The 23,488-nt window shown below is 70.2% G+C and carries 17 protein-coding genes, 1 tRNA gene and 1 pseudogene; 7 read left to right on the plus strand and 12 right to left on the minus strand.

What is annotated here, in order from left to right; all coding sequences use genetic code 11:
- Positions 1-11: 11 nt before the first annotated feature.
- From R0145_RS17850 to R0145_RS17870, 5 genes are all read left to right on the plus strand, one after another.
- Positions 12-2,156, plus strand: a complete 2,145-nt coding sequence (locus R0145_RS17850) for a hypothetical protein (protein WP_317838296.1) — start codon at positions 12-14, stop codon at positions 2,154-2,156.
- The gene (gene murJ, locus R0145_RS17855) at positions 2,153-5,494 is read left to right on the plus strand and encodes a murein biosynthesis integral membrane protein MurJ (RefSeq protein WP_317838297.1); all 3,342 of its coding nucleotides are present in this window, start codon (positions 2,153-2,155) and stop codon (positions 5,492-5,494) included. The genes R0145_RS17850 and murJ overlap by 4 nt, the downstream gene beginning before the upstream one ends.
- A complete protein-coding gene (gene sigM / locus R0145_RS17860; protein WP_317838298.1) occupies positions 5,491-6,045 on the plus strand; it encodes an RNA polymerase sigma factor SigM in 555 nt (184 codons plus the stop codon). Before murJ ends, sigM begins: the two co-directional genes overlap by 4 nt.
- A gap of 91 nt (positions 6,046-6,136) precedes the next feature.
- Positions 6,137-6,448, plus strand: coding sequence for a hypothetical protein (locus R0145_RS17865; RefSeq protein ID WP_317838299.1), 312 nt, complete (start codon positions 6,137-6,139; stop codon positions 6,446-6,448).
- On the plus strand, positions 6,445-7,431 hold the full coding sequence (locus tag R0145_RS17870) for an LLM class flavin-dependent oxidoreductase (RefSeq protein ID WP_317838300.1): 987 nt from the start codon (positions 6,445-6,447) through the stop codon (positions 7,429-7,431). Before R0145_RS17865 ends, R0145_RS17870 begins: the two co-directional genes overlap by 4 nt.
- Here the strand turns inward: R0145_RS17870 and R0145_RS17875 are convergent.
- From R0145_RS17875 to R0145_RS17885, 3 genes are all read right to left on the minus strand, one after another.
- Positions 7,404-8,369, minus strand: a complete 966-nt coding sequence (locus tag R0145_RS17875; protein WP_317838301.1) for an L-lactate dehydrogenase — start codon at positions 8,367-8,369, stop codon at positions 7,404-7,406. The two genes, R0145_RS17870 and R0145_RS17875, sit on opposite strands and share 28 nt — an antisense overlap.
- A 38-nt stretch (positions 8,370-8,407) precedes the next feature.
- The gene (locus R0145_RS17880) at positions 8,408-9,217 is read right to left on the minus strand and encodes a hypothetical protein (protein ID WP_317838302.1); all 810 of its coding nucleotides are present in this window, start codon (positions 9,215-9,217) and stop codon (positions 8,408-8,410) included.
- A 78-nt stretch (positions 9,218-9,295) separates the two neighbouring features.
- Positions 9,296-9,583 (minus strand): Txe/YoeB family addiction module toxin, encoded by a 288-nt coding sequence (locus R0145_RS17885; RefSeq protein ID WP_317838303.1) that lies wholly within the window; start codon positions 9,581-9,583, stop codon positions 9,296-9,298.
- On the opposite strand from R0145_RS17885, the gene R0145_RS17890 reads away from it, so the two are divergent.
- The gene (locus tag R0145_RS17890) at positions 9,582-10,736 is read left to right on the plus strand and encodes a Fic family protein (RefSeq protein WP_317838304.1); all 1,155 of its coding nucleotides are present in this window, start codon (positions 9,582-9,584) and stop codon (positions 10,734-10,736) included. The genes R0145_RS17885 and R0145_RS17890 overlap by 2 nt on opposite strands.
- Before the next feature lie 109 nt (positions 10,737-10,845).
- Here R0145_RS17890 and R0145_RS17895 read toward each other — a convergent pair.
- Positions 10,846-10,919, minus strand: a tRNA-Ile gene (locus tag R0145_RS17895).
- A gap of 156 nt (positions 10,920-11,075) precedes the next feature.
- Between R0145_RS17895 and R0145_RS17900 the strand changes: the two genes are divergently transcribed.
- Positions 11,076-12,278, plus strand: coding sequence for a glycosyltransferase 87 family protein (locus R0145_RS17900; protein WP_317838305.1), 1,203 nt, complete (start codon positions 11,076-11,078; stop codon positions 12,276-12,278).
- Between the two features lie 5 nt (positions 12,279-12,283).
- Here R0145_RS17900 and R0145_RS17905 read toward each other — a convergent pair whose 3' ends face one another.
- The 8 genes and pseudogenes from R0145_RS17905 to dnaA form a co-directional block, all read right to left on the minus strand.
- Positions 12,284-12,796, minus strand: coding sequence for a DUF3566 domain-containing protein (locus R0145_RS17905; RefSeq protein WP_317838306.1), 513 nt, complete (start codon positions 12,794-12,796; stop codon positions 12,284-12,286).
- A 4-nt stretch (positions 12,797-12,800) separates the two neighbouring features.
- Positions 12,801-15,374, minus strand: a pseudogene (gene gyrA / locus R0145_RS17910) (DNA gyrase subunit A); the annotation flags it as partial.
- 15 nt (positions 15,375-15,389) lie between these two features.
- Positions 15,390-17,420, minus strand: a complete 2,031-nt coding sequence (gene gyrB, locus R0145_RS17915) for a DNA topoisomerase (ATP-hydrolyzing) subunit B (RefSeq protein ID WP_411567174.1) — start codon at positions 17,418-17,420, stop codon at positions 15,390-15,392.
- Positions 17,421-17,591: 171 nt separating this feature from the next.
- Positions 17,592-18,149 (minus strand): DUF721 domain-containing protein, encoded by a 558-nt coding sequence (locus R0145_RS17920; RefSeq protein WP_317838308.1) that lies wholly within the window; start codon positions 18,147-18,149, stop codon positions 17,592-17,594.
- Positions 18,139-19,302 (minus strand): DNA replication/repair protein RecF, encoded by a 1,164-nt coding sequence (gene recF, locus R0145_RS17925; protein ID WP_317838309.1) that lies wholly within the window; start codon positions 19,300-19,302, stop codon positions 18,139-18,141. The genes R0145_RS17920 and recF overlap by 11 nt, the downstream gene beginning before the upstream one ends.
- Positions 19,303-19,307: 5 nt before the next feature.
- Positions 19,308-20,189, minus strand: a complete 882-nt coding sequence (gene gnd / locus R0145_RS17930; protein ID WP_317838310.1) for a phosphogluconate dehydrogenase (NAD(+)-dependent, decarboxylating) — start codon at positions 20,187-20,189, stop codon at positions 19,308-19,310.
- A 57-nt stretch (positions 20,190-20,246) separates the two neighbouring features.
- On the minus strand, positions 20,247-21,398 hold the full coding sequence (gene dnaN, locus R0145_RS17935; RefSeq protein ID WP_317838311.1) for a DNA polymerase III subunit beta: 1,152 nt from the start codon (positions 21,396-21,398) through the stop codon (positions 20,247-20,249).
- Between the two features lie 391 nt (positions 21,399-21,789).
- Entirely contained in the window at positions 21,790-23,232 is a 1,443-nt protein-coding gene (dnaA, locus tag R0145_RS17940; RefSeq protein ID WP_317840273.1) for a chromosomal replication initiator protein DnaA, read from the minus strand.
- Between the last annotated feature and the right edge of the window lie 256 nt (positions 23,233-23,488).

The following is a 23,488-nucleotide window of genomic DNA, read 5'->3' on the forward strand; positions in this document are numbered from 1 at the left end:
ACGATGGCGGGGTGAGCTCCCGCCCGCTGCCGTCCCCGCGCCGCCGTCCAGGCCGCCGGATCCTCGGCGTACCCGCGCTGCTCACGGCGGTCCTGCTGGCGACGCTGACGGTGCTGTCGGGGATCACCGTCGCCGCCACCCCCGCCCGGGCGGAGGACCGGGTGCGGGTCGACCTCACCTCGGTCACCCCCAAGGTCACCTCGGCCACCGACATCGTCACCCTCAGCGGCACCGTGACGAACACCGGCGACACCACCCTCACCGGCGTCCAGGCCTACCTCTGGCGCGACCAACAGGTCCGTACCACTCGGACGGAACTCGACACCGCGGACGGCCCGACCGGCGCCCGTTACGTGGCGAGGTACGTCATCCTCGGCACCGATCCCTCCGGGACGCTGGCGCCCGGGCAGCAGAGCCCGTTCACCGTCAGCGCCCCGCTGTCGGACCTCGGCATCCCGGCCCGGGACGGGGTGACGATGATCGGGGTCCAGATCCGCGGATCGTACGGTGCCGGCAACACCACGCTGGGCCGGGCCCGCGCCTGGCTGCCGCAGGACCTCGGCACCCAGACCACGCCGCTGCAGGTCGCCTCGGTGGTGCTGCTCAGCTCGGCACCCTCACGGGTGGCGACCGGCACCTTCCTCGACGACCATCTCGCCCAGGAGATCGCCCCCGGCGGTCGCCTCGACGTGCTGTTGCGCAGCGCCGCCGGCAACGGCCGGACCCATCTCGTCGACCCGGCGCTGATCGTCTCACTGCAGGACATGGCCAAGGGCTACAAGCTGACCGACGGCAGCACCGGGGCGGGCGAGAGCGACGCGAAGACCTGGCTGCAGACCTTCGACGCGCTCACCACCCCCGGCTACCGGCTGCCCTACGGCAGCGTCGACATCGACCTGCTGGCCGACGTCGGCCACGCCGACATCGTGCAGTCCGCGCTCGACACCACGACGCTGCCGGCCGACATCGCCCAGCTGCCGACCGCGGTGCTACCGGCCGGCGGACTGCTCACCCGGCGCGGGCTGGCCACCCTCGCCGGCACGCCGACCGACGCCAGCCCGACCGGCACCGCCTCCCCCGCCCCGTCCACCACCGGCTCGGCCGGCACCTCGGCCACACCGTCGGCCGCCCCGACCCCGGCCGCCCCCCCGGTCGTCCTCGCCGCCCAGCCCACCGACGGCGCCGACACCGCCCACGGCGCCGTCCCGCCCGCGCACTGGACCACCGCCGAGGGGGCCACCGTGGTGACGTACGACACCCGGGCCCTCACCCCCGGACCGGACGAGAACGGCACCGACGCCCAGCAGCGGCAGTCCATCGCCGCGACCGGCTTCCTCGACGCCCTCGCCCACCGCCCCGCCCAGGTGCGGCTGATCACCGACGTCGCGACCGCCCACGCCGACGACCTCGACACCTCGGCCCGCACCTCGCTGGCCTCCCTGGTGGAGGGCACCTCCGCGCCGATCAGCGAGGCCGTGCTGCACGCCCCCGCGACCACCGAGGACGACCGGGCCGGCGACGTACGCCGGGCGGCGACGTCGACCTCCGGGCTGGCCAGCATGTTCACCGATCCGGGGATCGCCGCGGACATGACCTGGCGGCTGGTCGCCTCGCTGGCCAGCAGCCAGTGGACGACCGGGACCGGCGCCACCGGTTCCGGCACCACTGCCTCCGCCGCCGCGTCCGGGTCGTACGTCGCCTATCGGGATCTCCAGCGGGACCGGATCCAGCAGATCACCGACGGCAACGCCGTGGCGATCAGCGCCCGCCCGGTGCTGCTCACCGCCCGGCAGGACACCCAGTTCCCGGTCACCGTCACCAACAACCTCAGCGTCCCGGTGTCGGTCCGGCTCGAGTTCGAGTCGGAGAACGCCGAGCGACTGCACGTGCCACCGGTCGACATCCGCACCATCGGTGCGGGCGAGGCGATCGGCGTCGTCGCCGTGCCGCGGGTCGAGGCGAACGGCAGCTACACCGTGGTGGCCCGGCTCACCACCCCCTCGGGGACCGCGATCGGCTTCCCGGTGGACATCGATGTACAGGCCACACAGGCCGGAAGGGTCGGATGGATACTGATGATCGTGTCGGGAGTCGTCGTGATCGGCACCACGGTGTTGCGGATCAAGCAGGTCCGCGCCGAACGGAGCCGGGCATGACCGACGCCCCGCGCCGCCGCTCGGTGATGTCCACCACGGTGCTGATGGCCGGCGGCACGCTCGCCTCCCGGGTGCTCGGCTTCGTCCGGGCCGCGCTGATCGCCGTTGTGCTCGGCAACGGCACCCGGCCGGCCGAGGCCTTCAACCTCGCCAACACGATCCCCAACAGCCTCTACATCCTGCTCGCCGGCGGCGTGATGAACGCCGTCCTGGTGCCGCAGATCGTCCGGGCGATGGACGAGGACGCCGATGGCGGTGAGGCGTACACCAACCGGATCATGACCGCGTTCCTGGCCGCGCTGGGCCTGATGACGGTGCTGGTGACGGTGGCGGCCCCGTGGATCATGACGCTCTACACCGCCGAGGGCTGGCGCGAGCCGGCGATGGCTCCGTACTGGAGCAACATGGTCGCGCTGGCCTACCTCTGCCTGCCGGAGATCTTCTTCTACGGCGCGACCGTCCTGGTCGGCCAGGTGCTCAACGCCCGCCAGGTCTACATCCCCTACATGTGGGCCCCGATCGCCAACAACGTCCTCTCGATCGTCGTCTTCGGCCTCTACCTCGGCGTCTGGGGCAGCTCGCACGGGGCGCCGTTCAGCTGGCCCCAGGTGCTGCTGTTGGGCCTCGGCTCGACCCTCGGGATCGCGGCCCAGTTCTTCATCCTGCTGCCGTTCCTGCGCCGGGCCGGGTTCCGCTACCGGCCGCGCTGGGATCTGCGCGGGGCCGGCCTGGGCCACACCTTCCGGCTGGCCCAGTGGACCCTCTACTTCGTGCTGGTCAACCAGCTGGCGATCTTCGTCGTCAACCGGCTCGGTTCGACCGCCGTGCTGGGCGGCAGCGGCGAGGGCGCCGGCATCACCGCCTACCAGACCGCCTCGCTGATCTGGATCGTGCCGCACTCGCTGATCACCCTGTCGCTGGCCACCCAGATGGTGACCAGCAGTTCCCGGCTGGCCGCCGAGGGCGACCTCAAGGGGGTTGCCGAGGAGTCGGCCCGGACGATGCGGATGGCGCTGGCGGTGATCGTGCCGAGCGCGGTCGCGCTGTTCGCCCTCGCCTTCCCGATCAGCCAGCTGATGTTCGGCAACGGTGCCGGTGCCCGGGACGCCGACTTCATCGGCCGTACGCTGCTGGTGATGGCCCTCGGCCTGGTGCCGTACAGCCTGCACTACCTGGTGATCCGGTCCTTCTACTCCCTGGAGGACACCCGGACGCCGTTCCTGGTGCAGAGCACCATCGTGGCGACGAACATCATCCTGGCGATCGTCCTGGTCGTCCCCTGGCACGCGCCGGGCTGGGTGGCCGCGGGGCTGGGCGGGGCGTACGCCCTGGCGTACGTGGTGGGGCTGAGCATCGCCGTCCCGCTGTTGCGCCGTCGGCTGCCGGACTTCCGGGTCGCGCCCGTCGCCCGGCACATCGTCCGGCTCACCGTCGCCACCGCGCCCGCCGGACTGGTCGCCTGGCTGATCGTCCGGTTCACCGGCGGGCACGGCCAGCTGCTCCTGCTGCTGTCGGTGGCCGTCGCCGGCGTGGCCGGGAGTGGGACTTTCGTGCTGCTGGCCCGTAGGCTGCGGATCGAGGAGGTCGAGGAGGCGCTGGCGGCGCTCCTGCGCCGGCGCGGCTCCGGGACCCCACCGACCATCCCCCCACGGCAGCAGGAGGAGGGCGCCGTGCCGCAGACCCCCGGGACCGACGACGAGCCGGGTGACGTCGAGGCGTTCGGCGCCGACGACGAGTACACCCGGCCGATCGCTGCGCCCGCCTATCAGGCCGGCCGGCTGCTCGGCGGCCGGTTCCGCCTCGAGGATCCGCTGGACGGCCGCCGTCAGGACCTGTGGCGGGCCACCGACCTCAGCCTGAAGCGCTGGGTGGTCTGCCAGTTCTTCCCGGCCGGTGACCCGCGCAGCCCGCTGCTGCTGGCCGCCGCCCGGCGGGCCGCCCAGGTCACCGACGCCCGGTTCGTCCGGATCCTCGACTTCTCCGAGGACGGGGCGGAGCCGTACGTGGTCCGGGAGTACGCCCCCGGTCAGACCCTCACCAAGCTGCTCGCGCACGGCCCGCTGTCCGGCACCGAGTCGGCCTGGCTGGTCCGCGAGATCGCCGACGCGATGGCCACCGTGCACGCCCAGGGCCGCTACCACCAGCGGCTGGACCCCGACGCGGTGATGGTCACCGACACCGGCAACGTCAAGATCCTCGGCTTCCAGATCGACGAGGCGCTGCTGCCCGGCGACGAGCGCGACTCGAAGGTCGAGGGCGCCGAACGCACCGACGTGTTCGCCCTCGGCCGGCTGCTCTACACCTGCCTCACCGGGATGTGGCCCGGCGGGACGCTGCCCGGGCTGCCCCCCGCGCCGACCCGGGGCGGCATGTGGCCCTCCGCACGGCGGGTCCGCACCGATGTCCCGCCGGCCCTGGACCGGATCTGCCAGCAGGTGATCGGCGGGGTCAGCCCGATGATGGAGAACGCCGCGGGCAAGCCGGGGATCACCACCGCCGCCGGGGTGGTGGCCGCGCTGTCGACCGTGCTGGGGGTGACCGACGCCTCCTATCGGCTCGAGCAGCGGGTCCGGACCGCCCAGGGCACGCTGTCCCTCGACGCCACCCGCGAGCAGCCCGCCGTCCCGGCCGAGCCCACCATCGCCGTCGCGGTCCCCCCCGAGCCCAGCGCCCGCCCCCTGCCGGTGGTGCCCCGGCAGACCCCGGGACGCGGCTGGGTGATCGGCCTGCTGGTCCTGGTCGCGCTGGCCATCGTCGTCGGGCTGATCGGCGTCGCGGTCAACGCCGGACGCTCCGGACGGCCGGGCGGCGCCCCGGGCACCACGCCGACCGGCAGCAGCTCCACCGCGTCCCCGTCCACCGACGCCGGCCCCTGGCAGATCGTCGGGGTGGCCACCTTCGACCCGGCCGCCGACGGCGGGAACAACGAGGAGAACGACCGCACCGCACCGTTCGCGGACGACGGCGATCCGACCACGATGTGGCAGACCATGTCGTACGTCGGCGACGCCCGCTTCGGCAAGCTCAAGCCGGGCGCCGGGCTGGTCCTCGACCTGGGCCGGCCCCGCGACGTCGGAGGTCTGACGCTGCAGCTCTACGGCACCGGATCGGCGGTCGAGATGCGGGTCCCGAAGAACACCGCCACCACCTCGGCGCCGATGGACACCGAGAAGTCCTGGCGGGCGGTGGCGAGCGCCACCGGGGCCCGGGGGACCGTACAGCTGACCACGGACCACCCGGTCACCACGCGTTATGTGATGATCTACCTGACGTCGCTCCCCTCCGACGGGAGCGGCCAGTTCCGCGGGGGGATCTACGAGGTGCAGGTACGACCATGACCGGGCCACCGGAGCCGCCCACCGACGAGGAGTTGCTGGCCGCCCACGTCGATGGCGACCCCGAGGCCTTCGCGGTGCTCGTCGGGCGGCACCAGGATCGGCTCTGGTCGGTGGCGGTGCGCACTCTCGGCGATCCGGACGATGCCGCCGACGCCCTGCAGGAGGCCTATCTGCGGGCGTTCCGGCGGGCGCACACCTTCCGTGGCGACGCTCGCGTCGCCACCTGGTTGCACCGGATCGTGATCAACTCCTGCCTGGACCGGATCCGCTATCTGAAGCGCCGGCCGACCACCCCGCTCGACCCGGAGCGGGTGGTCTCTGCGGCCCCGGGGGATGATCCGCCGGACGCCCTGGTGGACGCGGTCACCGAAGCCCTGGGGCAGATCACCCCGGACCAGCGGGCCGCGCTGATCCTGGTCGACATGGAGGGATTCAGTGTCGAGGAGGCGGCCGGGATGCTCGGCTGCGCCCCGGGGACGATCAAGTCCCGGTGTTCACGCGGCAGGGCCCGATTGGCGGCCCTGCTGCGTGACTTCCCGACCCCGGGATGAGTCAGAATGAGACGAGTCAGTCACTGGGCTGTACGGCGTACGGGGGTACATCGCACGGGAACAACATGTGCTTCTACCATCAGGAGGCGTGGTGATCGACGACCCGCTGGAGCAGGCCGAGAGCCCGCTCGACGCGAGCGACGAGGAACGGGAGGATCGACTGGGTGAGTTGCTGCGTCGGGCCTCCGTTCCCCCCATGTCGGAACTCGTCCGGCGCCGATTGGCAGCAGCCATCAGCGAGGCCCAGGCGGAGCGTGAGGCCGGGGATCTGGCCCAGGCCCACCGGGAGGCGCTGGTGGCGGCGGCGAAACGTACCGCCCTGGGGACCTTCGGTCCCAATCCCATCCACCCCCGGGCGACGTTGCGGAGTCGATGGCCCCGCGCACGTACGATCGGGGCATGACGCGCCCACCGCTCTCCGTCCTCGACCTCGTCCCGGTCTCCGCGGGATCCGACGTCCGGGCGGCGCTGGAAGCCACGTACGCCGCAGTCCGGCTGGCCGAGGAGAGCGGGTATCACCGGTACTGGTTCGCCGAGCACCACAACTCGCCGACCTTCGCCAGCTCCGCGACCAGCCTGCTGATCGAGCACGCGCTGGCGATGACGAGCACCCTGCGGATCGGCTCGGGCGGTGTGATGCTGCCGAACCACGCGCCGCTCACCATCGCCGAACAGTTCGGCACCCTGGTGCAACTGCACGGTGACCGGGTCGACCTCGGGCTCGGCCGGGCGCCGGGCACCGACCCGATGACCGCCCGGCTGCTGCGCCGCGGGGCCTCCGACGCCCAGTCCTTCGCCGACCAGATCTTCGAGCTGCAGGCCTGGTTCGGGTCCGGGGACTCACCGCGCGGGGTGTCGTCCATCGTCGCCGCCGGCACCGAGGTGCCGATCTGGGTGCTCGGCTCGACCGTCAACGGTGCCTCCATCGCGGGGCAGTTGGGGCTGCCGTTCGCCGTCGCCTCGCACTTCGCCCCCGACGAGCTGTACGAGGCGTTGTCGGTCTACCGGCACGCCTTCTCCACCGAGTCGCCGACGGCCCGGCGGGAGACCCCGTACGCCATGGTCGGGGTGTCGGTGCTGGTCGCCGACACCGACGCGGAGGCCGAGTTCCAGTACTCCACCCACGTACAGATGTCGATCGGCAACGCGACCGGTGAGCGGCAGCCGCTGCAGCCGCCCCGCGCGGACCTGCCGCACGACGCCGGGTGGCGGGCCGCCCAAGGGATGCTGACCTGCCGGGCGGTCGGATCGCCGGCCACGGTCCGCCGGGTGCTGGACGAGCTGGTCGCCGCGACGGCTGCGGACGAACTCATCGTGGTGTCCTACGCCCACGACCCGCAGGTGCGGCTGCGCAGCCTTCAGCTGTTGTCGGAGCTGTGGATGTAGCGGTCCTGCACCTCGTGCAGAGCGGTGGCGCTGCTCGCGAACCGTCGCTGCTCGTCCTCGCTGAGCGGGATCTGGACGACCCGTTCGACACCGCCGCGGTAGAGCACCGCCGGGGTGCCCAGATAGATGTCGTGCTGCCCGTACTCGCCGTCGAGCAGGGTGGAGACCGGCAGCGCGACCCGCTGGTCCTCGAGGATGGCGCGGGTGATCCGGGCCAGCGCCATCCCGATGCCGAAGGACGTCGAGCCCTTCGCGGCGATGATCCGCTGCGCCGAGGTGACCGTCACCTGGAAGGCCTCCTCGATCTCCAGCCGGCGTTCCGGGTGGCGGGCCAGCTCGTCGGCGATCGGGACGCCGGCGATGGTGGCGGCGGACAGCGCCGGCAGCTCGGAGTCGCCGTGCTCGCCGACCACGCTGGCGTGCACGCTCATCGGGGCCACGTCGTAGAGCAGGCCGAGCAGGTAGCGGAACCGGGCCGAGTCGAGGGTGGTGCCCGAGCCGAGCACCTGGCTGCTCGGCAGGCCCGAGGTCTTCCAGGCGGCGTAGGAGAGCACGTCGACCGGGTTGGTGGCCATCAGGATGATGCCGTGGAACCCGTTGTCGATGGCGCTGCGGACGATGCCGCCGGTGATCCGGAGGTTTTTCTCCACCAGGTCGAGCCGGGTCTCGCCCGGCTTCTGGGCGGCACCGGCGGTGATCACCAGCAGTGCCGCGTCGGCGGCGTCGGCTTCGTACGATCCGAGCCGGACATCGGTGGGCGAAGGGGCCCAGACGACGCCGTGGTTGAGGTCCTCGACCTCACCGCGGGCCTTGGTCTCGTTGACGTCGATGATCGCGAGATCGTGGGTGATCCCTTGGTTCACCAGGGCATATGCGTACGCGGCGCCGACGTCCCCGGCCCCGACGAGGACGATCCTGTTACCAACGGTGGGAGCCATGAGGCCATTCAATCATGGATCAGGTATTGGTCTTACCATTATCCGGCAGATCCTCCGACGGCGCGATAGCTCGCCGCTCGCCGGGTCAGCAGGGCGGTCAGGTCCGGGTCGGCCACCGCGGCCGCGAGGTTGTCGAGGATGTCCGGGTCGAAGGGCCGTACGGTGATCAGCGCCGACAGCAGCGACGCCGCCTCGACCCGCTCCCCCGCCGCGGCCAAGGCCCGGGCGCGGACCAGTTCCTCGCCCAGCGTGGCCGGTTCGGGACCGGTGAGATCGGTCCGCAGATCCAGCAGCCGGCGGCGGATCTCCGGGTCCGGCGCCGCCTCCAGGGCCCGGCTGGTCGGAGCCCACGAGGCCGGGTCGGTCAGCGTGAACCGGTCGAACACCCACCGGCCGACCTCGTCGATCGGTTCCACAGCCGGCGGCAGGGCGGCCAGTTCCGCAGGGTCGGGGGCGTCCCAGCGCAGGAACGCTCCCATGTCCTCGTCCACCAGCCAGGCCAGCCGGGCCGCCACCCGGGCCTCGAAGCCCTCCGGCGATCCGATCAGGTCAGCGGCATGCCACCAGCCCATCCGGCCCGCCACCGGGTCGACGCCGTGTCCGAACACCCGGGCGGTCATCGCGCGGGCGGTGGCCGGCGCCAGCGCGGCCCGGATCACCGCGGTCACCGGGACGCTGCGCCGGTCCAGGTCCATCCACATCATGTAGAACTGGTCGTGGCCGACCGGGCGCTCCTCCGGCGTCATCATCGCGTACGCCCGGAACGCCAGCAGCACCGGCCCGACGCTCTTCTTCACCAATTGGGTGTGCCGCTCGTCGACAGCGAGACGTACGACGTCGTAGGTCATGTCGACCATTATCCCGGTCCCGGCCGCCGCATCGACCACAGCCAGGCCCGGCCTGTCCCGTGATCCCATGCGGAGCGATCAGTAGTGGTATCGCGCCTGGAGAATCACCAGGTCGTCGACGTCGCCGGGGTACACGAGCCGGTGTTCGTCGCTGATGCGGCGGGACCAGGATCCCTGCGCGCCGTACTTGAGCTGTTCGGGCTTGCCGATACCGGTGAACGGTTCACGCAGGCAGGCGTCGATGAGCAGGTTGCAGGACAGTCGTACCACTAGGCCGTCGACATCCGGGGCGCCGGAAGCAACCTCCTGTCTCAATGTCTCTATGATTGAGACATTGAGACATTGAGACAGGAAGGCCTGCGTCATGAGCCTCTACCGACAGCCGACGCTGGATGATCGAGATCGCGAGGTCCTGACCGAGATCCACGGCCTGAAGGCCGACTTGGCTGCTGTCCTGCGCGTCCCTGCTCGCTGGCGAGGGGCTCTGCGCCGCACCTCACGCGCCAGGGCGATCCGCGGCTCGAACAGCATCGAGGGGATCAACGCCACCCCGGACGACGCCCTGGCGGTCGTCGACGATCAGCCCCCGCTGACGGCCGACGACCGTGTGATCGCCGAGATCACCGCCTACCGCAGGGTATTGACCTATGTCCTGCACATGATCGGCGACCCCGACGTACGCCCTGACCTGCAGACCATCAAGTCGTTGCACTTCTTTCTGCTCGAGCACGACCTCGAGAAGTCCCCTGGCCAGTTCCGATCGTCCGACATCTACGTTCACGACGAACTGCACGATCGGCTGGTCTACCGGGGTCCGGATCCCGAGGCGGTCCCCGCCTTGATGGGGGAGTTCGCCGACGAACTCTGCAGCGAGCGGGAGGGTGACCCGATCGTGGTCGCCGCCATGGCCCACCTGAACCTGGTGATGATCCACCCGTTCCGTGACGGCAACGGCCGCATGGCGCGCATCCTGCAGACGTTCATCCTGGGCCGTGACGGCATCCTCGAACCGGACTTCTCCAGCATCGAGGAGTGGCTGGGGCGCAACACTGAGGACTACTACACCATCCTCGCCGCGACCGGACGCGGTGCCTGGAATCCCGGCAACGACGCCCACGACTGGGTCCGCTTCACCCTCCGGGCCCACCACATGCAGGCCCACACGGTGCGAAGACGTTTCGACGAGGTTCGCGAGATCTGGAACCGGCTGCTGGAGCTCGGGGAGCCACTCGGCCTCCCCGAGCGCTCCTACGACGCTTTGGTGGACGCTGCCCTCGGCTACCGCGTGCAGCGGCCCGGGTACGCCACGCAGACGGGCGTGGAGGACCGCACCGCGACCAGAGACCTCAAGCAGTTGGTGGATGCCGGTCTCCTCGATGCCCACGGCCAGACCCGCGGGCGCTACTACGTTGCCGGGGAGCCGATTCGGCAACTGCGCCAGGCGATCCGAGCCGTCAGGACGCCACTGGCCGACCCGTACCCCGACCTGATGCGGACCGTACGAGCGTCGACACTCTGACAGTTCGGCGCGCGGCCGGCACGCGCAGGCGCCCGTCGGCCAGCCCCTTCATCACAACATCACGAGAGCCTCCGACCAAGCGTTTCACCTGGTCAGAGGCTCTTTTCGGTGGGCCTAGCTGGACTTGAACCAGCGACCTCTGTCTTATCAGGACAGCGCTCTAACCACCTGAGCTATAGGCCCGTCGCGCTTGCCGCGCCGAGGAGAAACATTATCGCATCTCGTGCACCGCGCAAAATCGGTACAGGTCCCTGGCCGTCCGGTCCGCTCCCTAGAGTGGTGCGAGGTGAACCGCCTCCGACGACCGGCGGAGCCGACGACGAGAACGGGGACAACACCATGCAGACCGAGCGCGATCGACGCCCGATGCCGTCGTGGTGGTGGGCCGCCGTCCCGGTGCTGCTCGCCATCGTGCTGTGGGCGTACGTCGGCCAGCACGACCCGATCGACCTCAAGGTCTACCGGATGGGCGGGGAGTTCGTCTGGCACCGCCAGGCCAGCCTCTACGAACTCCACGACTTCTGGCTGCCGTTCACCTACCCGCCGTTCGCGGCGGTGGTGTTCGCCCCGTTGGCCCTGCTGCCGCCCAAGGCGATGATCGTGGCCACGTACGCCCTCAGTGGCGCGGCACTGATCCGGATCAGCGTGCTGGTGCTGCGCCGCCTGCAGCCCGACGTGACCACCACCGTCGCGGTGCTGCTCACCCCACTGGCCCTGCTGCTGGACCCGGTCGTGTCGAACTTCGGGTTCGGGCAGGTCAATCTGCTGCTGGCCTGGCTGGTCCTGGAGGATCTGCTGGCACCGCAGGAGCGGCGCTGGCGCGGTGTCGGCATCGGCCTGGCCGCCGGCATCAAGCTCACCCCGGCGATCTTCTGGCTACTGCTGCTGGCCACCCGGCAGCGGCGGGCGGCGGTGGTCGCTCCGCTCACCGGGATCGGGACGGTGCTGCTGGGGTTCGCGGTGCTGCCGCGCTCCTCGGTGACGTACTGGACGACGACGATCTTCGACTCCGGCCGGATCGGCACCCCCTACTACCTCAGCAACCAGTCCTTCACCGGGGCGCTGGCGCGCGTCCTCGGCGAGCACACCTCGGTGCCGTGGGCGGTGCTGTCCCTGGTCACCGTCGTCGTCGGGATCGCCGGCTGCGCGCTGCGCTGGCGGCAGGGCCACGTGGTGGAAGCGGTGCTCGGCACCGAGCTGATCGCCATCCTGGTGTCACCGGTGTCGTGGATCCACCACCTGGTGTGGGCCTGGCCGATCCTCCTGCTGCTGGTCACCGCCGCCCGGACCGACGTCGCAGCCCGGGTGATCGCCGCCCTGTGGGGCATCGTGACGATCTCCCAGGCGATCTGGAAGCTCCCGCACGAGAACGGCCGGGAGCTGACCCTGCACGGCTGGCGGATCGTCGCCGCGGACACCTACACCCTCCTCGCGGTGATCACCCTGGCCTGGATCGTCACTCGGGCGGTCGTCGCCCGGCGCCGGTCAGGTACGTCCTCCGTCGACGCTCCGCCAGCCGCCGACGCTCCGACCGCCGACTGACCGACTCAGTCCTCGGCGAGAGTGACCTCCAGGCCGCCGATCAACCGGCAGGCGGTGTTGTAGAGGAAGGCCAGCAGCGTCGACATCGCGGTCAGGATGACCACGTTCAGCACCGACAGCAGGATGGTCAGGCCCATCGTCTTGGACAGTCCGAAGTAATCCTGGATCCGGAACTGCTGGGTGTCGCCGGGCGACAGCAGCAGCGCCCCGACCTGCTCGTTGATCAGCGTGAACACCCCGGAGACGGAGAGCACCAGCCAGGTGATCAGCACCAGGATCAGCGCCGCGATGCCGAAGGCGATGGAGAAGACGAACGAGGTCTTCATCACCGACCACGGGTCGACGTGGCTGAGTCGCAGAGTGGCCTTCCGGGTCCGGCGGGATACCGCGTCGGCCGGCTCCTGGCCGGGCCGACGCAGTGGGGTGGGCGATTCGGGCACCCCGGCGGGGCCGTAGAACTCCTCGGTGGACCGCAGCACGGTCGCATCGACATCGCCGTCCGGTCGGGCGTCACTCACTGGTGCTCTCCTCGGTCGTGTCATCGTCCTCGGGGCGCTCCGGGTTGAGCGCGATGATCGACACCGCGTCGCTGCCGGAGACCCCGACGAACTTCACCCCCATAGTGTCACGCGAGGTGACCGCGACCTCCGAGACCGCGCTCCGTGTCACCTGGCCCGAGGTCTTGATGGCGATCACCTCGTCACCCTCCTGCACCATCAGGCCGCCCACCAGGCTGCCACGTTCGGAGTTGAGCTTCATCGCCTTGATGCCGAGTCCGCCGCGGCCCTGCAGCCGGTAGTCGCTGACCCGGGAGCGCTTGGCGTACCCCTCGTCGGTGACGGTGAAGACGAACCGGTCGTCCTCGGGGAAGTCGTCACGGACGATCATCATCGCCAGCAGCTCGTCGCCGTCACGGAACTTCATCCCGGTCACCCCGGAGGTGGCCCGCCCCATCGGCCGCAGCTGCTCGTCATCGGCCCGGAACCGGATCGCCTGCCCCTTGCGGGAGACCAGCAACACATCGTCCTCGCTGCCGGCCAGTTCGGCGCCGATCAGCTCGTCGTCCTCGTCGCGGAAGCTGACCGCGATCACCCCGGCCTGGCGCGGCGAGTCGTACGCCGACAGGGTGGTCTTCTTCACCAGCCCCTTGCGGGTGGCGAGCAGCAGGTAGTCGGCCACGTCGTACGACGGGATGGCGAGCACCTGGGCGATCGACTCGCCGGGCAGGAAGCTCAGCAGCCCCGCCACGTGACCGCCCTTGGCGTCCCGGTTCGCCTCCGGGAGCTGCCACGCCTTGGCCCGGTAGACCCGGCCCATGTTGGTGAAGAACAGGATCCACTGATGGTTGGTGGTCGCGAACAGGTGCGCCACCTCGTCGTCCGCCCGCAGCGTCGCACCGCGGACGCCCTTGCCGCCGCGCTTCTGCACCCGGTACTGGTCGGAGCGGGTCCGCTTGGCGTAGCCGCCGAGGGTGATGGTGACGATGACGTCCTCGTCCGGGATCAGGTCCTCGTCGGAGAGGTCGCCGTCGGCCGACACGATCCGGGTCCGCCGCTCGTCACCGTACTTGTCGACGATCTCCTGCAGCTCGGTGGCGATGATCCCCCGCTGGCGGTCGGGCTTGGCCAGGATGTCGCGGAAGTCGGCGATCCGGGCCTCGATCTCCTCCAGGGTCTCGATGATCTTCTGCCGCTCCAGGGCAGCCAGCCGGCGCAGCTGCATGTCGAGGATGGCGGTGGCCTGCGCGTCGTCGATCTCCAACAGATCCTTCAGCCCCTCCCGGGCGGCCTCGGTGGTCGGCGAGCGGCGGATCAGCGCGATCACCTCGTCGAGGGCGTCCAGCGCCTTCACCAGGGCGCGGTAGATATGCGCCTGCTCCTCGGCCTTGCGCAGCCGGTACTCGGTGCGGCGCCGGATCACCTCGATCTGGTGGGTGATCCAGTAGGAGATGAACTGGTCCAGCCGCAGCGTACGGGGCACGTCGTCGACCAGCGCCACCATGTTGCAGCCGAAGGTGTCCTGCAACTGGGTGTGCTTGTAGAGGTTGTTCATCACCACCCGCGGCTGGGCGTCGCGCTTCAGCACGATCACCAGCCGCTGGCCCGTACGGGCCGAGGTGTCGTCGCGGATGTCGGCGATCCCGTTGAGCTTGCCGTTGTGCACCAGCTCGGCGATCTTCAGCGCCAGGTTGTCCGGGTTGCACATGTACGGCAGCTCGGTGACGACGAGCTGCGTACGCCCCTTGTCGTCCTCCTCGATGTCGATCACCGCGCGCATGGTGACCGAGCCGCGGCCGGTCCGGTACGCCTCCTCGATCCCCTTGCGGCCGACGATCAGCGCGCCGAGCGGGAAGTCCGGGCCCTTGATCCGCTCCATCGCGGCCTCGAGCAGCTCCTCCTCGGAGGCCTCGGGGTGCTCCAGCGCCCACTGCACCGCGGCGTTGACCTCGCGCATGTTGTGGGTGGGGATGTTGGTGGCCATCCCGACGGCGATGCCGGTCGAGCCGTTCACCAGCAGGTTCGGGAACCGGGCCGGCAGCACCGTCGGCTCCATGTCGCGGCCGTCGTAGTTCGGCTGGAAGTCGACGGTGTCCTCGTCGATGTCGCGGACCATCTCCATCGAGAGCGGCGCCATCTTGCACTCGGTGTAGCGCATCGCCGCGGCCGGGTCGTTGCCCGGGGAGCCGAAGTTGCCCTGACCGTTGACCAGCGGGGCCCGCATCACCCACGGCTGGGCGAGCCGGACCAGGGTGTCGTAGATCGCCAAGTCGCCGTGCGGGTGGTAAGTGCCCATCACCTCGCCGACGACGCGGGCGCACTTGTTCCAACCGCGGTCGGGGCGGTAGCCGCCGTCGTACATCGCGTACAGCACCCGGCGGTGCACCGGCTTGAGACCGTCGCGGACGTCGGGCAGGGCCCGCCCGACGATCACCGACATGGCGTAGTCGAGGTAGGACTTCTGGATCTCCGCCTCGAGGTCGACCTGCTCGACGTTGTCGGTCTTCGCGGCCACGGCGAGGCCCTGCTGGTCGGCGACGGCCTGCTCGTCGGGGCCCTCGCCCTGGGCATCCTCGTTCTGCGGGGGGATTTCACTCATGTTCAGTTCTTCCGATCAGATGTCGAGGTAGCGGACGTCCTTGGCGTTGCGCTGGATGAAGGCGCGGCGTTCGGCGACGTCCTCGCCCATCAGGATGGTGAACATCGCATCGGCGGCCGCGGCGTCCTCCAGCGTCACCTGGAGCAGGATCCGGTTCTCCGGATCCATGGTGGTGGTCCACAGGTCCTCCGGGTCCATCTCACCCAGACCCTTGTACCGCTGGATCGGGTTGATGTTCGGCAGCTTCTTGCCGGCCGCCAGACCCGCCTCGCGCAGCCGGTCGCGCTCCTCGTCGGTGTAGGCCAGCTCGTGCGGGGCGTTGGTCCAGCGCAGCCGGAACAGCGGCGGCTGGGCCAGGTAGACGTGCCCGGCGGCGATCAGCGGCTTCATGAACCGGAACAACAGGGTCAGCAGCAACGTACGGATGTGCGCGCCGTCGACGTCGGCGTCGGCCATCAGCACGATCTTGTGATACCGCAGCTTCTCGACGTCGAATTCCTCGTGCACCCCGGTGCCGAGGGCGTTGATGATCGCCTCGACCTCCTTGTTCTGGAGGATCTTGTCGATCCGGGCCTTCTCGACGTTGAGGATCTTGCCGCGCAACGGCAGGATCGCCTGGGTGCGCGGGTCGCGGCCGCCCTTGGCGGAGCCGCCGGCGGAGTCGCCCTCCACCAGGAAGACCTCGCACTCCTCGGGGTTGGTCGACGAGCAGTCGGCCAGCTTGCCGGGCAGCGAGCCGCCGCCGAGCAGGCTCTTGCGGTTGCGGGCCAGGTCACGGGCCTTGCGGGCCGCGATCCGCGCCGACGCGGCCGCCTGGGCCTTGCGGACGATGTCCTTGCCCTCCGACGGGTTCTGCTCGAACCAGTCGCCGAGCTTCTCGTTGACGACCTTCTGGACGAACGAGCGGGCCTCGGTGTTGCCCAGCTTGGTCTTCGTCTGGCCCTCGAACTGCGGCTCACCGATCTTGATCGAGATCACCGCGGTCAGCCCCTCGCGGATGTCGTCGCCGGAGACCCGGTCCTCGCGCTTCTTGATCAGTCCCCAGGTCTCGCCCCACTTGTTGACCGTGTTGGTCAGCGCGGAGCGGAAGCCCTCCTCGTGGGTGCCGCCCTCGGTGGTGTTGATGGTGTTGGCGAAGGTGTGCACCGACTCGGTGTAGGACTGGTTCCACTGCATGGCGACCTCCAGGCCCATGCCGTGCTCCGGATCGTGGGTCTCGACGGCGATCACGCTGGAGTGGACGGTCTCCTTGCTGCCGGTGAGGTACTTGACGTAGTCGATCAGGCCGTCGTCGTAGAGGAACGTGTCGGTCCGCGGCCCCCGTCCCGGCTTCGCGGCACCCGGGGCGGCGGCCTGGTCGAGGTCGGCACCGTCGGCGTCCCGCTCGCCGCTCGGGCGCAGGTCGATGATCGTGATGGCCAGCCCCTTGTTGAGGAAGGCCATCTCCCGGAACCGGGTCGCCAGCGTGTCGTACGAGTACTCGGTGGTCTCGAAGATGTCGTCCGAGGCGTAGAAGGTGACCGTCGTCCCGGTGTCGTCGGCCGGTTCCAGCTGCTGCAGTGGACCGTCCGGGGTGCCCAGGTGGAAGCCCTGCCGCCAGTGGAAGCCGTCCGTGTTGACGTCGACGATCAGGCGCTCGGACAGCGCGTTCACCACCGACACGCCGACGCCGTGCAGGCCGCCGGAGACCTTGTAGCCACCGGTGCCGAACTTCCCGCCGGCGTGCAGCATGGTCAGCGCGACGGTGAGGGCCGAGATGCCCTCCTTGGGGTGGATGCCGACCGGGATGCCGCGGCCGTTATCGACCACCCGGACCCCGTTGCCGGGCAGCAGCTCGATCCGGATCGTGTCGCAGTAGCCGGCCAGTGCTTCGTCGACGGAGTTGTCGACCACCTCGTAGACGAGATGGTGCAGGCCCCGCTCACCGGTGGAGCCGATGTACATCCCGGGTCGCTTGCGAACCGCCTCCAGGCCCTCCAGGACACTGATGGAACTGGCGTCGTACGTGTCAGGGGCCACGTGGGTGCTCTGCTCGGCTTCGGTCACTGGTGCAGTCTACCCCACCGGGGGTGTAGTGGACGTCACACACCCGCGCAGACGGCCCTGGAAGGCGGTCTGCGGACCCCGGAGGGTCATTCGCAAGGGTGACCACGTCGGCGGGGCATCCGCGCGCCAGAATCACCCGTACGTGTCGAGGTCCACCACCGGAGCCGCGGATCAACCGTAGGTGTCGCGAGGGCCGCGACCACGCACCCGCAGCCGGCCGTGGCTCCACGACGGGGCGTCCGGCCCCTTGACCAGGATCCGGCGGACCACCTCGGAGCCGAGTTGCTCGTTGAGCCGGGCGACCACGGCCGGCGCCATCGAGCGCATCTGCACCGCCCACGCGGTCGACGAGGTGCGGACGGTGAGCACCCCGTCCTCGTACGCCTCCGGCCGGCAGTGCGCCGCGTTGGACGGGCCGATCAGCTCCGGCCAGCGGGCAATCAGGGCGTGCACGTCGAAGTCGGTGCGCCAGCCGCGCTCCTCCACCATCCGGCGCAGCACATCACCGATCGGCTGCGGGTCCCGGTCGTCCGGGCGGGCCCCCGATGACATCGGCTCGATCGGCCGGCGGCGCTTCCGCCGCGGTGGGCGCTGCGGTGCGGGGGTCCCGGCGTTCACCTGCCGGGCGATCCGCCGGGCCAACTCGAGGCCGTCCGGATCGGGGGTGTCCGGGGCGGGCTCGGGGTCCTCGGGCAGCGGCTCGTCCGGCCGATCCGGGTCAGGCGGCATCGGGAAGCACCTCCCCCGCGGCGACCCGGAACCGCTGACCGGCCAGGGCGGCCGGCAGGTCCTCGGCGACGGCGGCGGTGACCAGCACCTGGTCGGCGCCGAGCACTCCGCCGGCGAGCCGGTCCCGGCGGGTGGCGTCCAGTTCGGCGAAGACGTCGTCGAGGATCAGCACCGGCTCGATCCCGTCGGCCCGCAGCAGCTGGAAACCGCCCAGCTTCAGCGCCAGGGCGTACGACCAGGACTCCCCGTGGCTGGCATAGCCCTTGGCCGGCAGCTCGCCGAGGAACAGCTCGATGTCGTCGCGGTGCGGCCCGACCAGCGACACCCCCCGGGCGATCTCCTCACCGCGGCGTTCGGCCATCCGGGCCAGCAGCGCGGCCCGCAGCTCCTCGCGGTCGGTCCCGGGCGCACCGTCCGGGTCCGCCGGCCCGTCCGGGTCCAACGAGCTGCGGTAGCGCGCGGTCGCCACGTTGTTGGCCGGCGCGATGTCGGCGTACGCCCGGGCGGTGTGCGGCATCAGTGCGGCGAGGGTGTCCAGCCGGGCGGAGAGCACCTCGGCCCCGACAGTGGCCAGCTGCTCGTCCCAGATCCGCAGCGTGTCGTCGGCGTACGGGTCGGCGACCCGCCCGCCCCGGCCGGACATCGTCTTCAGCAGGCTGTTGCGCTGCCGCAGCACCTTGTCGTAGTCGTGGCGCACGCCGGCCATCCGGGGCCACCGAGTCGCCACCAGGGCGTCGAGGAACTGCCGACGGGCGGCCGGGTCGCCCTTGACGATGGCCAGGTCCTCGGGGGAGAAGACCACCGTGCGCAGGATGCCGAGCAGCTCGCGGGGCCGCGACAGCGGTGCCCGGTTGAGCCGGGCCCGATTGGCCCGGCCGGGATGGATGTCGATCTCCAGCACCAGGGCCCGGTCGTCCACACGTCCGGCCCGGACCCGGGCCTTGATCGTCGCCCGCTCGGTGCCGTGCCGCACCAGCGGCAGGTCGGCGGAGACCCGGTGGGAGCCGAGGGTGGCCAGGTAGTCCACCGCCTCCACCAGGTTGGTCTTGCCCTGGCCGTTCGCCCCGACGAAGGTCACCACCCCCGGCGCCAGGTCCACGTCGACGTACGCGTACGACCGGAAGTCGGCCAGCGTGAGGTGGTCGACGTACACCAGGCTCAGTCGTCCTCGGGCAGCACGGCATGCCCGCCGAACTGGTTGCGCAGCGCGGCGATCATCTTCATCGCCGGCGAATCGGTCTGCCGGGAGATGAACCGGGTGTAGAGCGAGGCGCTGATCGCCGGGGTCGGTACGCCGAGCTCGATCGCCGCCTCGACGGTCCATCGGCCCTCGCCGGAGTCCTCCGCATAGCCGCGGACATCGGACAGGTCCGGGTCGTCCTCGAGTGCATTGTCGAGCAGGTCGAGCAGCCATGACTTCACCACCGAACCCTCGCGCCAGGACCGGAAGACGGCCGGGACGTCGGTCACCAGGTCGGCGGTCGCCAACAGTTCCCAGCCCTCGGCGTACGCCTCCATCATGGCGTACTCGATGCCGTTGTGGACCATCTTGGCGAAATGCCCGGCGCCCACCGGGCCGGCATGCACGAAGCCGAAGTCGCCGGCCGGTTTCAGTGCCTGGAAGTACGGCGTCAGCCGCTCCACGACGGCGGCCTCACCGCCGACCATCAGGGCGTAGCCGTTGGTGCGGCCCCACACCCCGCCGGACACGCCACAGTCGACGAAGGCCACCCCATGCTCGGCACAGACGCCCGCCCGGCGCTGGTCGTCGGTGTACTTCGAGTTGCCGCCGTCGACCACGACGTCGCCCGCGGACAGCAGCGGGACGACCTGCGCCAGCATCGCGTCGATGTGCTGCACCGGCAGCATCAGCCAGATCACCCGCGGCGGCGCCAGCCGGGCCACCAGATCGGCCGGATCGGTGGCGTCGCTGAGCTCCTGGTTGAGGTCGTAGCCGACCACATCCACACCGGAAACCCGCCAGCGCTCCCGCATGTTGCCGCCCATCCGGCCCAGACCCACCAGTCCCAGGGATGTCATGTCGCTTCGCTTCCAGTCTCAGTCGTGTCAGCCGCCGGCAGGATGCCGGCGACCGGGTCAGTCGGGCAGCCGCATCAGCATGATGACATGGCGGTAGTCGAGCAGTGGCTCCCCGTCGAGGGCGGCGATCCCGGTCAGCAGACAGGGCTTGCCCGGCTGGGTGAAGGAGAAGTTGACGTACGCCGCATCCAGCGCGCCCAGGGCGTCGAGCAGGTACTGCGGGTTGAATCCGGCGGCGATCAACGGTTCGCCGGCACTGTCCAACTCGGCCTCGATCTGCTCCGAGGCGTGCGCATGGTCGCCGCTGGCCGCCTCCAGGGTGACCTCGTTCTCCCCCATCACCATCCGCAGCGGCGAGTTGCGCTCGGCCACCAGGGCGACGCGCTTGGCGGCGTCGATCAGATCGGCGGTGGCGCACCGTACGGTCAGGGTGGCCTGGATGTCCATCAGGTGGCGGACCTTGGGAAACTCTCCGTCCAGCAGCCGGGTGGTGATCCGGCGCCGGGTGCCGTGGGACTCACCGGCCAGGCCGATGATCCCCTCACCGCTGCCGGGCTGCGACAGGGCGATGCTGACCGTCTCCCCGCCGGCCATCGACTTGGCGGCCTCGGAGAGCACCTTGGCCGGGACCAGGGCGTTGCCGCGGAAGTCGGACCGGGCCGGGGTCCAGGTGAGCTCCTTGAGGGCCATCCGGTAGCGGTCGGTGGCCAGCATCGACAGCGTGTCGCCGTCGATCTCGACCCGGACGCCGGTGAAGATCGGCAGCAGCTCGTCCCGGCCGGCGGCGACGGCGACCTGGGAGACGGCCTCGGCCAGGGCGTCGCTGGGCACGGTGCCGGTCTCGGTCGGCATCGCCGGCAGCACCGGATAGTCGTCGGTCGGCAGCAGCTGCAGGGTGAAGTGCGCGCTGCCGCAGGTCAGATCCATCGCGGCGCCGGAGGCATCGACGGCGACACCGGAGTGCGGCAGGGATCGGGTGATGTCGGCGAGCAGGCGCCCGGACACCAGCGCGGTGCCCTCGTCGTGCACGGTCGCCGGCAGGTCGACCCGGGCCGAGGTCTCGTAGTCGAAGCTGGACAGGGTCAGCGATTCACCTTCGGCGTGGATCATCAGGCCGGCCAGGATCGGGATCGACGGGCGCGTCGGCAGGCTCCGGGCGACCCAGGCAACGGACTCCGCCAACACGTCGCGGTCGACTTCGAACTTCACTGGGCCTCCTGGGGGGATTGTCGTGGCCACCTGATCATATCGACTGTGCTGTCGCCCGGGTCCCGCACGGCGGTCTCGTCGCTGGGTCGTCTCCCGGCCCTACCACCGCTTCTTGTCATTTCTGATCTGGATACAGCAGTAGTCATAGGTCGTGTGGATACTGTGGAGAAGTAGCGTTTCCCCTCGTCAGGCCGGGAAGCGCCGTCCACAGCCGGGGTGGGCAACCGAAAATCACACGGGTGGAAGATGTGGACGTACGGATCGGTCGCCCACCGGCGTCGGCAGATTGTCCGCAGTCGGCGGGGCAACTGTCCACAGTTGTCCACAATCCCATCCACAGGTGTTGACAAATCGGGATCCAGGTCCATAATGTGATCTGGATCACTCGATGTCAGGCCTTGTCGGCCTTCTGGCGGATTCGGGTGGTGAGTTCGGTCACCTGGGTGTAGACCTCACGGCGCTCGGAGAGCAGCTGACGGATCTTACGTTCGGCGTGCATCACGGTGGTGTGGTCGCGGCCACCGAACTGCTGGCCGATCTTCGGCAGCGACAGGTCGGTCAGCTCCCGGCACAGATACATCGCGATCTGGCGCGCGGTGGCGATGTTCTGGGTCCGCGATGCGCTGCACAGCTCGTCGACGCTGAGACCGAAGTAGCCGGCGGTCTGGGCCATGATCAGCCCCGAGGTGATCTCCGAGCCGTTGCCGGCCGGGATCAGGTCCTGCAGCACCACCTGGGCGAGCGGCAGGTCGACCGGCTCGCCGTTGAGGGAGGCGAACGCGGCCACCCGGATCAGCGCTCCCTCCAGTTCCCGGATGTTGGTCTGGATCCGCTCGGCGATGAACTGGAGCACCTGCGGGTCGACGGCCAGCCGCTCCTGCTCCGCCTTCTTGTACAGGATGGCGATCCGGGTCTCCAGGTCCGGCGCGTGCACGTCGGCGATCAGACCGGACTGGAACCGGGACCGCAATCGTGGCTCGAGCGCCTCCAGCAGTTTCGGAGGCCGGTCGGAGGTCATCACGATCTGCTTCTCGGCGTTCTGCAGGGTGTTGAAGGTGTGGAAGAACTCCTCCTGGGTCTGGATCTTGCCCTCCAGGAACTGGATGTCGTCGATCAGCAGCACGTCGACCTCGCGGTAGCGGCGACGGAACTCGACGGTCTGGTTCTCCGAGATGGCGTTGATGAACTCGTTGGTGAGCTCCTCGGTGGAGACGTAGCGCACCCTGGCGTCCGGGTAGAGGTGCAGCACGTAGTGACCGACGGCATGCATCAGATGGGTCTTGCCGAGCCCGGACCCGCCGTAGATGACCAGCGGGTTGAACACCTTGCCCGGGGTTTCCGCGGCGGCGCGGGCGGCCGCGTTCGCCAGCCGGTTGGAGGGGCCGATGATGAAGTTGTCGAAGGAGTACTGGGGATTGAGCCGGGTGCTCTCCAGCACCTGCCCGGTGAGGTTGCCGTCCCGGCTGGTCTCCGGACTGGGGCGGGGCACGAACGGGCCGATCCGGCCGGTGGAGCCGACGTCCTCGTTGGACCACTCGTCGTCGAGATCCTCGTCGGTGACCGATTCGGGCGCCTCGAGCGGCAGCTCGGTCTCCAGGTCGAGGGCGATGTCGGGGTCGACGGTGACGGCCAGCCGGGTGAGGTGGCGGAAGCAGTCGGAGAGCGCCTCCTCGATCCCCGGGCGGAGCCGGTTCTCCAGCTGGTCCCGGGTGTACTCGTTCGGGACCGCCACCATCACGGTGTTCTGGACCACGGTGAGCGGCTTCGTGTTGCGCAACAGGCCCCGGTGCCGGGCCCCGGAGTGCTTGACGATGTACGCCCACGCCTCCGGCAGCTGCTCAGTCGTGAACCGCGGGTGTTCGGGGGTGGTCCCAGTCACGCGTGCCCTTCCTGTCCTCGATGCGGCCCTGTAGGAGCCGCATCCACACATCTTTCCACAGGTGTGGAAAACAGATCACGCCCCGCGGTGGCGTGTGGCCACGGGGGGCTGCTCCAGGGGGGCTGGGCTGGTTATGCGGTTGTCGGCGGAGGCCGGAGCGCTTGAGAGTACTCGGCCGATCCGGCCCGTGCAACCTACCGGAGGACTTCTC

The organism is Raineyella sp. W15-4 (assembly GCF_033170155.1).
GTDB lineage: Bacteria > Actinomycetota > Actinomycetes > Propionibacteriales > Propionibacteriaceae > Raineyella.